The sequence below is a fragment of the Holophagales bacterium genome, from assembly GCA_016719485.1.
GTDB lineage: Bacteria > Acidobacteriota > Thermoanaerobaculia > UBA5066 > UBA5066 > UBA5066.
Window position 1 is genome coordinate 190,888 of record JADJZB010000004.1, and the last position, 11,963, is coordinate 202,850.

Sequence of the window (11,963 nt, forward strand, 5' to 3'; positions counted from 1 at the left end):
TCTCTCCCGCTGCGAAGGACTTCGTCACGACTCCCGGCGTCCCGCCGCCTCCCAGGACAGCCCTTCCCGGGGAAGCGCCGGGTACCTCGACGCCCGTCGACTGGACCGCCTTCTTCGGCAGGCTCGCGCCCGTCGAGATCGAGATCGGGAGCGGCCGTGGCCGATTCCTCACCGACGAGGCCGCCGCGCGGCCCGGAACGAGCTTTCTCGGAGCGGAGATCGAGGTCGAGTACGCGCGGATCGCTCAGGCACGCGCCGAACGGATGAAGCTCACGAACGTCCGGTTCGCACGCCTCGACGGGAGGGCCTTCATCCTCGACCGCGTTCCGGCCGGCTCCCTCGCAGCGCTCCACGTCTTCTTCCCCGACCCGTGGCCGAAGGCGCGACATGCCAAGCGGCGGCTCTTCTCGCCCGATTTCGTCCGGGCCGCAGCGCACTCGCTGGCCCCCGAAGGCTGCCTGCGCGTCGCCACGGACAACCTCCCCTACTTCGAGTCGATCCGGGAGGTCCTCGAAGCCGAGCCGGCGCTCGAGAGGGTCCCCGGGAGCGAGGCGGGGTGGAGCTCGGGGACCGACTACGAGAGAAAGTACGAGAAGGAGGGGCGGCCGATGGCGCGTGGCATCTGGAGGCGCCGGACCACGGGCTGACGCCCCGTCCCCGGCTTCTAGCCCTCGCGGCCCGGTTCGGTTGCGGCTTCCGGCCCCCGGCCCACTTCCTTCGCCAGGAGGGGCGGCAGGTACTTGCGGAAGTAGTCGATGCCCGAGACGATCGCCATCACGGTCATGACGTAGAGCGCGGCACGCCCCGTCATCCTCCAGAGGCCGATGTCGTCGAGCCGGGCGCCCAGGATCATGAGGGAGATGCCGACGACCTGGGCTCCCATCTTCCACTTCCCGAGGCTCGAGGCGGCGATCGTGATCTGCTCTCCCGCGGCGATGGACCGCAGCCCGGAGACGGCGAACTCGCGGCCCACGATGATGCAGACCGCCCAGGCATCCGCCTCCTGGAGGTCGACGAGGGAGATGAGCGCGGCCGAAACGAGGATCTTGTCGGCGATCGGGTCGAGGAGCATCCCGAGGCGCGTCACCTTCTTGAACTTCCTCGCGATCCAGCCGTCGAGCAGATCCGTGAGGGCGGCCACGAGGAAGACGGCGAGCGCGAGGTACTCCTTGGCCGGCATCCGCGTCAGCAACACGACGACGAGAAGCGGCACGAGAAAGATCCGCAGGAGCGTCAGGGAGTTCGGGAGATTGAGCACCGCCGCGCATTCTAGGGGACCGTTCGGGCAAAGCCCCCTCCCCCCCCCGGGGGGGGGGGGGGGGGGGGGGGGCGCCCCCCGCCCGGGGCCGGGGGGGGGGGGGGGGGGGGGCGCCCGGGGGGGGGGGGGGGGGGGGGGGGGGCCGGGGCCCGGGGCCCCGGGGGGCGGGGGGCCTAGCCGGGCCTTGCCGGAGTCCGCTCTTCCACCCAGAATCCGCGGACGATGACGTCTCCCATCGCCTTCGGCACGGACGGTTGGCGGGCCCGGATCGGCCGCGAACTGACCTTTGCGTCCGCCGCCCGCGTCGTCGACGCGGTTGCCGCGTGGAGCATCTCCCCCGCGAACGACGATCCGGGAGACGGCCGCACCCTCCCGATCGTCCACGACACCCGGTTCCTCTCCAGGGAGCTCGCCGCCGAGAGCGCCGTCCGCCTCGCGTCGAAGGGATTCCGGATCCTCCTCTCCGACCGCCCGGTCCCGACGCCCTGCGCCTCCTGGCACGTCAAGGCGCGCGGCCTGCGCGGCGGCATCGCGATCACGGCCTCGCACAACCCGCCCGACTGGAACGGCGTCAAGTACAAGTCGTGGTTCGGCGGGAGCGCCACCTCTGCCACGTACGCGGCGATCGCCGCCAGCGCCGACGTACCGCTCCCGGACCGGCCGGGGGGCGCCGTGGAGACGACGGACCTTCTCACCCCCTACGCCGCGGCGATCGCCGCGTGCGTCGACCTCGACGCGATCCGGCGCGCCGGCCTGAGGGTCCTCTGGGATCCGATGCACGGCGCCGCGGGAAACCTCCTCGCGTCGATCCTCGGCGAGGGATACCCGACGCGGGTGACGGCGATCCGGTCCGAGATCAATCCTTCCTTCGGCGGCGTCCACCCAGAGCCGATCCCCGAGCACCTCGGGGCCTCCGTGGCGCGCCTCGGGTCGGGAACCTTCGACCTGGCCCTCGCCAGCGACGGGGACGGCGACCGCCTCGGCGTCCTCGCGCCCGACGGCGCGTTCGTGACGCCCCACCGCATTCTCGCCCTCCTGGCAGAAAGCCTCGCGAGCCGGGGGAAGATCGGCGGCGGCATCGCGAAGACTTTCTCCACCTCGCTCCTCGTCGACCGGGTCGCGGCCAGGCTCGGAGTCCCCCTCCACGTCACGCCGATCGGCTTCAAGTGGATCGCCGAGAAGATGCTGTCGGGCGAGGTCGGCATCGGCGGCGAGGAATCGGGCGGGCTGGGCGTCTCATTCTTCCTCCCGGAGCGGGACGGCGTCCTCTCCGCCCTCCTCGTCCTCGAGGCGGTCGCCCACTCGGGCCTCTCGTTCGCCGCCCTCCTGGCCCGCCAGGATCGCGAGTACGGGGCGTTCGCATACGGTCGGCGCGACGTGCGGCTCCCGATGCCGGTCCTGAGGACGTTCGTCGACGGCCTCCTGGCCTCGCCCCCCGAGCTCCGGGCAGGAGCCCGCGTCACGGCGGTCGAGACCCTCGACGGCGTGAAGCTCCTCCTCGGCGAACGCGGGTGGCTGCTCCACCGGCTCTCGGGAACCGAGCCGATCCTGCGCGTCTACGCCGAGCACGAGGACCCGGAGATGGTGAGAGGGCTCCTCGCCGAGACCGGCGAGGCGCTCGAGGCGGTTCAGGCCTCCATGAGGACCTAGAGGCCGATCAGGCCTCCATCAGGACATACCCGGAGCCCGACACGCTCAGGACGGGCCCGCCACCGAGGTCGGCGAGCGGGTCCGCGTCCTCCACGAGGTCGACGTACACGTCGCCGCCGTAGCCGAGGAGCGACCGCGACGCGAGCGTCAGCGGGGTCTCGGGCGTCACCTCGAGCCGGGCCGGCTCCGCCGACACGGAAAACGCGACGCTCCCTGTCCCGAAGAGCTTCACGAAAGGGAGCGCGATCTGACGCCGGAACTCGAACGCCGGGTCTTCGCGGTACGTGAGCGCCGCGTCGAAACCGAAGAGCCGGGCCGGGTCGGCCGACAGGAACTCGCCGCGCAGGTGAACGAGGTGGAGGGCCCGCTTCGGGTCGAGCAGGAGCACCCCGCCGTTACCGGTCGCGCGGACGAAGAATCGGGCGAGGGCTCCCGAGAGGCTGCCGTCGGCGACCAGCTCCGCGACGCCCGTCCGCCCGGTGAGCGCGGTCCTGCGCACCAGGATCCCACCTCGCGCGTCCGCCGACACGAGGCCGCCCGGACGGGCGGAGAACGCGGGGGGCGCCGTTGGCGGCGAGGGTGCCGAGGGAGGGGCCTGCGCGGTGCCGGGAATGCCGGTGACCATGGGCGGAGGGGGCCTCAGGGGCGCCACGGCGGGCGGAAGGGCACCTTCCGGTTGCGGGACGGGCGCAGCGGACGGCTCGGCCGGCCCGACGATGGGCTGCGTGACCTGCCCGCGGCGCGCCGAAGAGTCGTCGAAAGCCTCCGGCTTGACCGTGGGAACGGGCGTCCCGGGAGCGGGCCAGGTCGACGCGGCCGCGCGAGCGGTGCGCGTGATCGTGTCGTCACCGTCGGTCTCGACTTTCCGCTCTGAGCCCGCCGACGCGAAGTGGCGGTTCGCCTCTTCGAGACGACCTTCCCGCTGGAGGATCAGTCCGACGGTCAGGTGGGCCTTCCGGTGCGCCGGCGCCAGCGCCAGGACCCGCTCGAGCGGCTCGCGCGCCTCGGCCCGGCCCGCCTTGAAGAGGATCAGGCCGAGGTTGAAGAGGAGAGGGACGGAGTCGGCGTGCGACACGAGGAGCCCGCGGGTGATCCGCTCCGCCTCCTCGAGGTGCCCGAGGTGGAACATCGCCAGGGCCAGGTTAGAGAGGACCTCGGGGTCGCTCGACCGGAATCGGCGCGCTTCCTCGAACTCGCGCCGGGCGTCGTCGTGGAGCCCCTTGCGCATGTCCTCCTTGCCGCGATTCAGGTGAAGGAGGAAGAGACCGTGGTCGAAGAAGGGCGCGCTCCGCGTCGGTTCGGAAGCGCGCGTGCTCATCGGTTCGCCGCGATGCGTCCGAGGACCGGCGACCGGTCTCCCGTGGAGGGGAGGTCGCCGAGGTTCGAGATGAGAAGCTGACCCCCGCCCCGATGGAGCTTCACCGGCGACGCCGGGACCCGGCGAGCGGAAGTGTTTGCGAGGCCCTTGAAACCGCCCGAGAGAACGGGCATGTTGCTACTCCCGCCGTAGACGAGCATCGCGCGCCGCACGTACTCCCGGGTCTCGGCGTAGGGCGGAACGCCCCGGTAACGCTGCACCGCACCCTCGCCGGCGTTGTAGGCCGCGAGGGTGCGGACGATGTCGCCGTCGAACATCCCGAGCAGGTCGGAGAGGTACGCCGTGCCGCCCCGGATGTTCTCGTGGGGGTCCCAGGAGTTCTGGACACCGTAGCGGCGCGCGGTGCCGGGCATCAGCTGCATCAGCCCGCGCGCCCCCTTCGGGGAAAGCGCCTTCGGGTTGAAGTTCGACTCCACGAGCATGACGCTCTTGACGAGGCGGGGATCGACCCGCTCGCGCTCGGCGTGCCGGCGGATCGTGTCGTCGAAGGCCGTCGCGGCGTCGCGGCGGGCCAGGAGGAAAGCGTCGGACGGCGACTTTCCGCCGATCCTCCAGCCGCTCCCGATGCTGTTGAAGATGACCGCGCCGCCGTCCGCCTTGCGGATCAGCTTCACGTCCGCCCGGAGACCTCCCGAAACGACGAGGAGTCCACCGGCGGCACAGAGCACGGCCCATCGCATCATGGCGGGACCAGTATAGCGCCCGGACGTCCGCCTCAGGCCGTCCCTCCCAGCTGCTCCCTGACCCTGTCGAGTCCGGCCTCGAGGGCCGCCTCGATCTTCTCGGGGTCCTTTCCTCCCGCCTGGGCGAGGTCCGCCTTGCCTCCCCCTCTTCCGCCGACGACCGGCGCCATCGCCTTCGCGAGGTCGTCGGCCGAGACGCGGGAGACCAGGTCGGCCGTGACGGCCGCCAGCAGCGTGACTTTTCCGTCGGTCTCGGTCCCGAGAAGGACGACACCGCTCTTCAGCTTGCCCCTGAAGGTATCGGCCAGGTTCCTCAGCTCGTTGACGGGAAGGGACGGGACGCGCCGGGCGAGGACCTTGAACCCGGCCACATCCACGAGCCCCTCGTCTTCCGACGCTCCCGAACCCGCGCCGGAGCCCGAGGCGAGCTGGACCTTGAGCCTGGCGATCTCCTTCTCCCCGTCCCTGAGGCGGCCGAGAACCTCGCGCAGCTTGCCGGGGAGATCCTCGAGCGGCACCTGTGCCACCTCGGACAGCTCGCCCAGGAGATGCTCGTCGCGCGTCAGGCGTTCCACGGCCCCGAGAGACGTGATCGCTTCGATGCGGCGTACCCCGGCGGCGAGGCCGCGGTCGGAAAGGACCTTGAAAGCGCCGATCTCCCCGGTCCGGCCGACGTGGCAGCCGCCGCAGAGCTCCGTCGAGACGCCCGGCACGTCGACCACGCGGACCCTCTCGCCGTACTTCTCTCCGAAGAACATCATCGCGCCCTTCGAGCGCGCCTCGTCCATCGAGGTCACTTCCTTGGAGACGGGAGAGTCCCGGAGGACCGCCTCGTTGACGAGCCGCTCGACCTCGAGAATCTCGGCGGCGGTCGTCGGGCGCGTGGCGGCGTAGTCGAACCGAAGGCGCTCGGGGGCGACGAGAGAGCCCATCTGCCGTACCGAATCGCCGAGGACCTTCCGCAGCGCCGCGTGGAGGAGGTGCGTGCCGGTGTGGTTCGCCTGGACCCGGCGCCGGGTCCACTCGGGAACCTCGAGTGTCAGCACCGCGCCGCGCAGGATCGTCCCTTCCTCGACCTTCACGTGGTGCTGAATGAGCCGCCCGTTCGCCGACCTTCGCGCGGAGGTCACGGCCGCCCTGCCGCCAGGCCAGGTGACGGAGCCGGTGTCGGAGACCTCGCCGCCTCCTTCGGGGTAGAAGACGGTGCGGTCGGTGACGAGAAGTCCTTCAGCGCCCGCGGGCAGCTCGGCAACCGGCAGAGGAACCCCGCCGGGAAGGGCGAAGAGGCCGAGCGCCCGGGCTCCCTCGAGACGGACGAAGTCGTCTTCGGCGTAGCCGCGGAAACTGGTCTCCCAGGACGGGTCGGCCAGCTCCTCCGGGAGCAGCGCGTCGTCCGCTTCGAACTTCGAAGCCCCCTTGGAGCGCTCGCGCGCCACCTCGAGCTCCTTCTCGAAACCCGCGCGGTCGAGGGTGAGCCCTTCGTCCTGCGCCAGGTCCTCGATCAGCTCGAACGGGATGCCGTACGTGTCGTAGAAGCGGAAGACGGCCGGGCCCGAAAGGCTCGTCTCCTCCTTCCGCCGCGCCTCGCTGATCGCCTCCCCGACCCGGTCGGCCCCGGCGGACATCGTCCGGGCGAAGCTCAGCTCCTCGGAGCGGACCAGCTCCCGGATCTCGCCCTTCAGCGTCCGGTGGGGGTCGCCGAAGTAGATCCCCTCGAACACGTCGAACACCGGGTCGACGAGGCCGCAGAGCTCGGGCCCCTCGATGCCGAGGCGCCGCCCGTAGCGGGCCGCCCGGCGGAGGATTCGCCTGAGGACGTAGCCGCGGCCGGTGTTCCCCGGCATGACGCCGTCCGCGATGAGCATCGTCGCCGCGCGGAGGTGGTCCGCGATGACGCGGAACGGGGCGTCCTCGGCCACCATCCCGCCGCGGTAGGACTTCCCGGAGATCGCCTCGACCTTCTGGATGAGCGGCGTGAAGAGGTCCGTGTCGAAGTTGTTGTTCTTCCCCGTCAGGAGGGCCGTGATCCGCTCGAGGCCGGCGCCGGTGTCGACCGAGGGCTTCGGCAGGGGCGTCGTCTTCCCGTCGCCGTCCCTCTCGAACTGCATGAAGACGAGGTTCCATATCTCCATGATCCGGTCGCCCCGGCCGTTCGGCGTGTCGTCTCCCGGCACGTGCGGCCCCTGGTCGACGTGGAGCTCGGAGCAGGGGCCGCAGGGCCCGGTATCGCCCATCGACCAGAAGTTGTCCTTCTCGCCGAAGCGCAGGATCCGCCCCGCCGGCAGGTACTGCTGCCAGAGCTTGGCGGCCTCGTCGTCGTCGGTGTAGACGGTCGCCCAGAGGCGCTTCGGCTCGAAGCCGTACCGTTCGGTCACGAGCTCCCAGGCGAAGGCGATCGCCTCCTCCTTGAAGTAGTCGCCGAACGAGAAGTTCCCGAGCATCTCGAAGAACGTGTGATGTCTCGCCGTGTACCCGACGTTGTCGAGGTCGTTGTGCTTGCCGCCGGCCCTCACGCACTTCTGGGCGGACGCGGCGCGGACGTACGGACGGCTCTCCCGTCCCAGGAAGACGTCCTTGAACTGGTTCATCCCGGCGTTCGTGAAGAGAAGGGTCGGGTCTTCGGCCGGGACGAGGGAAGAGGAGGCGACGCGCCGGTGCCCCTTCTCCTCGAAGTACGAAAGGAACGTCTCGCGGACCTTGCGGGAGGTCCAGTCAGAGGGGGTCGTCATCCGTGGGGTCGCCTTTCTCTCGGAGCGCATCGCGAACGGCCCCGGGGTCGAAGCCACGGCGCACGAGATGGTCGAAGAGTTTCCTCGACCTCGAAACGGGCGTCAAACCTTCCCCGAGGCTCCGGCTCTTCTTCGCGAGGGCGGCCCGGAGGCGGGCCGTCTCGTCCTCTCCCCCGACGCCGGCCACGGCCCGCGCCGCGTCCGCCTCTCCGACGCCACGGGCCCTGAGCGAGGCCGAGACGCGGCGGTTTCCGCGGCCGCGGGACGCCTCCGTCCGGGCCAGCTCCACCGCCGTCGCCGCCTCGTCGAGGAGTCCGGCGCCCCCGAGCAGGTCCAGCGTGCGGGCGACCTCCGCCGCCTCGTGCCCCGCGCGGAGGAGCTTCCTCTCCAGCTCGCGCCTCGGGTGCGCGCGGCGGCCCAGAAACGCGAGCGCCGCCGTCCGGCAGTCCCGGCGCGGACGGCGGCGCGCTTCTTCGCTCAGGGGGAGGACGGCCTACGGCTGGTTGGAGAAGTCGAACGGCGACTCCTCCCCCAGCGGGTTCATCTTGTCCGGCGCTTCCAGGGCCCCGTCCATGACCTCCTGCGAGAGGTCCGACGTCGACTGGACGCCCTGGATCCTGAGCTTGAACTCGTTCGGGTTCGTCGACCGGCGGATCGCCTCGTCGAGCGTGATGAGCCCCGACCGGTAGAGCTGGTAGAGCGACTGGTCGAAGGTCTGCATCCCGTACTGCGACGTGCCCGCCTTGATGGCGTCGACGATGTACTTCGTCTTTTCCTTGTTCTCGATGCAGTCCCGGATGTAGTTCGTGGCGATGAGGACCTCGACGGCCGGGACGCGGCCGAGGCCGTCGGCGCGCGGGAGGAGGCGCATGGAGACGACGGCCTTCAGGACGGCCGAGAGCTGGAGGCGGATCTGCTTCTGCTGGTGAGGCGGGAAGACGGCGATGATCCGGTTGATCGTCTCCGTCGCGTCCATCGTGTGGAGCGTCGAGAGGACGAGGTGGCCCGTCTCGGCCGCGACGAGGGCCGTCTCGACCGTCTCGAAGTCGCGCATCTCGCCCACGAGGATGACGTCGGGGTCCTGCCGGAGGGAGGCGCGAAGCGCGGAGGAGAACGACCGCGTGTCGACCTCCAGCTCGCGCTGGTTCACGATCGACTTCTTGTCGCGGTGGAGGAACTCGACCGGGTCCTCGACCGTCATGATGTGCTCGGCCCGCGTCGCGTTGATGAAGTCGATCATCGCCGCGAGGCTCGTCGACTTGCCCGAGCCGGTCGTCCCGGTGACGAGGATCAGGCCGCGGGTCTCCTCGCAGATCTTCTCGATGATCGGCGGCAGGAGCAGGTCGCGGACGGTCAGGATCCGGGCCGGAATGACGCGGCAGACGAGGCCCACGGTGCCGCGCTGCTGGAAGATGTTGCAGCGGAAGCGGCCGAGGCCGGGCACCGAGTACGCGATGTCGATCTCGAAGTTGTTCTTGAACTTCTCTTTCTGCCTCGAGGACATGATCGAGAACGCCATCGCGATCGTGTCTTCCTGCATGAGCCGCTTCATGTCGACGAGCGGAATCAGGTCGCCGTCGACACGGATGATCGGGTGGGCGCCGACCTTCAGGTGGAGGTCCGAGGCCTTGCGCTCGACCGCGATCTTGAGGAGGTCGTTGATGTGCATGCCCGGAGTCTCCTCTCTACCCGACCGACGAAGAAAGCGTTCTGTGCCGAGGATAGGCTCCCCGAAAGGCCCGGTCAACGATCGGACGGGCGGCCCCGCGGGCTAAGATCTCCCGCCATGCCATTCCAGACCAACAGGATTGCCGCGGTCCTCCTGGCGGCGGGCGCCTCGAGTCGTTTCGGGAGCCCGAAAATGCTCGCGGACGTCTCGGGAGAGCCCCTCGTCCGCCGGGTGGCGCGTTCTTTCGTCGAGGCCGGCTTCGCCGAGGTGGCTGTCGTTCTCGCCCCAGGTGCCGGCGACGTCGCCGCCGCGCTCGAAGGCCTCGGGATCGTCACCGTTACCAACCCTCGGCCCGAAGACGGGATGCTCTCCTCTGTACAGGCGGGACTGTCGACTCTCTCGTCCGGGTGCGGCCGGGTCGCGCTGTCGCCTGCCGACCTCCCCGGCCTCACTGCGCCCGTCCTGCGCCGCCTGCTCGCGAGCCTTCCTCCGGCGACCTCCCTCGGCGTCGCCGTTCCGGCCGGAAACGGCCGGCGCGGGCACCCCCTCGTCATCCCCGCGGCCCTCGTGCCGCGGATCCTCTCCTGGGAACCCGGCCGGCGCCTCTCGGACCTCCTTCGGGAGCCGGACGTCCAGGTCATCGAGGTCCCCGGCTTCGGCACGGAGATCCTTCACGACGTGGACGTCCCGTCCGACCTCGCGGCTGCCCTTCGCTGAGAGGCGGCGCGTCGCCGGCACGACCGGCCCGGGTTCCGACGGCCGCATGAACGAACCGCCGCGCCCGGGGGCGCGGCGGCGAGGATTCACTGGAGGCGACGGTCGGATTCGAACCGACGAATGAGGCTTTTGCAGAGCCTTCCCTTAACCACTTGGGTACGTCGCCGTCCCCTTTCGGGGAGGCGGATGTTACCAGAACCCGGGTCCCGGACCCGTCGCTCATGCCCGCGGAACCGGCCGATCCTCCCCCTGCTTCCGGCTCCCGCGTCCCGGCCCCGAACGTCCTCCCGCTACGCGTGCAGGATCCTCTCCGCCTCCTCCCTGTCGACGTCCATGACCCAGCTGATCCCCGAGATGGCGGCGGCTTCGCGTGTGAGGGCGCAGAGGTCTTCGCGGGCGATGTAGGAACAGGCGAACTTCCGGCTCCCCGCCATGAGCTGACGAAGGCCCTGGGCCAGCCGCTCGTAGTAGGTGTAAAGCCCCAGCGCGCCGGTGGGGATCTTCTCGAAGGCCTCGTTCCCGAGCTCCTTGCGCAGCTCGGACGCCGTCACGAAGATCTCGTCCTTCGTGCTGCCGAAACGCTCGACGTAGACCGGGAGCTGCCCCTCGTCGATCCCGCGGCCGATGGTCTTCCCCACCATCGCGGCGGCGATCGGGCTGCGGGCCATGCCGACGAGCTTCACGTACGGCGCGCCCATCGCGAGGCCCTTGAAGATCTGGTCCTCGAACGTGAACCCGCCCGCCACGGCGATGGCGGGCAGGTACTCGCCGCGCTCCGCGAGGTCCTTGGCGTAGTTGTAGAGGAGCGCGTGGAGCTCGACCGGGGGGACGCCCCACTCGTTCATCATTCGCCAGGGGCTCATGCCGGTGCCGCCCCCGGCGCCGTCCACGGTCAGGAGGTCGAGCCGGTACTTCGACGCGAACTTCACGGCGCGCGCGAGGTCGGCGGGCCTGTAGGCGCCGGTCTTCAGGAAGACGTATTTCGCCCCCGCCCGGCGCAGCTCTTCGACCCGCGTCGCGAAGCCCTCCTCGGTCACCATCCCGACGCGGGAGTGGCGCTCGAACTCCTTGAAGGCGCCCTTCTCGAAGGCGTGGATGACGTTCGGGTCGTGCGGGTTCGGGAGGACGATGTAGCCCCGGTCGTAGAGGAGCTGGGCCTTCTTGAGGTCCTTGATCTTGACCTCGCCGCCGATGTCCTTGGCCCCCTGGCCCCACTTCAGCTCGACGATCTCGACGCCGAGCTTCTCGATGGCGTACTCGTGCGCGCCGAGCCGGGTGTCCTCGACGTTCGACTGGACGACGACCGCGCCGAGGCCGTCGCGGACGTGGTCCTTGTAGAGCCGCACGCGGTTCTTCAGGTCGACCGTGTCGACGACCTTGCCGTTCCTGAGGACGGTCTCCGGGTCCATCCCGACGACGTTCTCGCCGATCGTCAGGCCCGTCCCGGCGAGCGCGGAGCCGATGGCGATCCCTTCCCAGTTGTTCTTCGCGATGTTCGTGGAGCCGATCCCCGGTATGAGCCAGGGGTAGCGGAAGCGGATCTTCCGGTCGTGCCCGAGCGCCACCTCGAGGTCGACGGCCGGGAAGATGGCCCGGTCGGAGTCCTCGGCGATGCCGTGCGCGCCCACGGCCGTCCCCATGATGTTGAAGTGCGAGTAGTCGACCGGGTAGGCCTTCTCCGCCGCCGTCGTGATGACGCCGAACGGCTGCGGGTAGATGACCTCGTGCCCCCGGTAGGCCGACTTGCCGATCTCGCACATCCCGACGCATCCGTCCACGCACGTGACGCACATCCCGGAAGCGGGGACGACCGACCCTTCCGTCCGGTTCTTCGTGAGGGTCGCTGCCGATGAGTTCACTCTCGAAAGCGTCATGGTCT

Annotated in this window: 10 protein-coding genes and 1 tRNA gene; 3 read left to right on the plus strand and 8 right to left on the minus strand. The window is 70.3% G+C overall.

The annotated features are described in order from the left end of the window. Positions 1-263 precede the first annotated feature (263 nt). Complete coding sequence (locus tag IPN03_03885; GenBank protein ID MBK9372872.1) at positions 264-647, plus strand: hypothetical protein; 384 nt, start codon at positions 264-266, stop codon at positions 645-647. 17 nt (positions 648-664) lie between these two features. Here the strand turns inward: IPN03_03885 and pgsA are convergent, their stop codons facing one another. Continuing rightward, entirely contained in the window at positions 665-1,258 is a 594-nt protein-coding gene (gene pgsA / locus IPN03_03890; GenBank protein ID MBK9372873.1) for a CDP-diacylglycerol--glycerol-3-phosphate 3-phosphatidyltransferase, read from the minus strand. Positions 1,259-1,480: 222 nt separating this feature from the next. On the opposite strand from pgsA, the gene IPN03_03895 reads away from it, so the two are divergent. After that, a complete protein-coding gene (locus IPN03_03895; protein MBK9372874.1) occupies positions 1,481-2,908 on the plus strand; it encodes a phosphoglucomutase/phosphomannomutase family protein in 1,428 nt (475 codons plus the stop codon). A 7-nt stretch (positions 2,909-2,915) separates the two neighbouring features. Here the strand turns inward: IPN03_03895 and IPN03_03900 are convergent, their stop codons facing one another. The 5 genes from IPN03_03900 to IPN03_03920 are packed head-to-tail and all read right to left on the minus strand — an operon-like array spanning position 2,916 to position 9,367. Further along, positions 2,916-4,226 carry a hypothetical protein gene (locus IPN03_03900; GenBank protein MBK9372875.1) on the minus strand — a complete coding sequence of 437 codons (1,311 nt, stop codon included), beginning with the start codon at positions 4,224-4,226 and terminating at the stop codon, positions 2,916-2,918. Further along, a complete protein-coding gene (locus IPN03_03905; GenBank protein ID MBK9372876.1) occupies positions 4,223-4,969 on the minus strand; it encodes a lytic transglycosylase domain-containing protein in 747 nt (248 codons plus the stop codon). The genes IPN03_03900 and IPN03_03905 overlap by 4 nt, the downstream gene beginning before the upstream one ends. Positions 4,970-5,001: 32 nt before the next feature. Continuing rightward, complete coding sequence (alaS, locus tag IPN03_03910; protein ID MBK9372877.1) at positions 5,002-7,698, minus strand: alanine--tRNA ligase; 2,697 nt, start codon at positions 7,696-7,698, stop codon at positions 5,002-5,004. Beyond that, positions 7,682-8,179, minus strand: a complete 498-nt coding sequence (locus tag IPN03_03915; protein ID MBK9372878.1) for a regulatory protein RecX — start codon at positions 8,177-8,179, stop codon at positions 7,682-7,684. Before IPN03_03915 ends, alaS begins: the two co-directional genes overlap by 17 nt. A 12-nt stretch (positions 8,180-8,191) precedes the next feature. Then, a complete protein-coding gene (locus tag IPN03_03920; GenBank protein ID MBK9372879.1) occupies positions 8,192-9,367 on the minus strand; it encodes a type IV pilus twitching motility protein PilT in 1,176 nt (391 codons plus the stop codon). A 117-nt stretch (positions 9,368-9,484) separates the two neighbouring features. On the opposite strand from IPN03_03920, the gene IPN03_03925 reads away from it, so the two are divergent. Beyond that, the gene (locus tag IPN03_03925) at positions 9,485-10,084 is read left to right on the plus strand and encodes a nucleotidyltransferase family protein (protein MBK9372880.1); all 600 of its coding nucleotides are present in this window, start codon (positions 9,485-9,487) and stop codon (positions 10,082-10,084) included. Positions 10,085-10,174: 90 nt separating this feature from the next. Here the strand turns inward: IPN03_03925 and IPN03_03930 are convergent. Then, positions 10,175-10,250: transfer RNA gene (locus IPN03_03930), tRNA-Cys, on the minus strand. A gap of 124 nt (positions 10,251-10,374) precedes the next feature. After that, complete coding sequence (locus IPN03_03935; GenBank protein MBK9372881.1) at positions 10,375-11,958, minus strand: FMN-binding glutamate synthase family protein; 1,584 nt, start codon at positions 11,956-11,958, stop codon at positions 10,375-10,377. Positions 11,959-11,963: the final 5 nt, after the last annotated feature.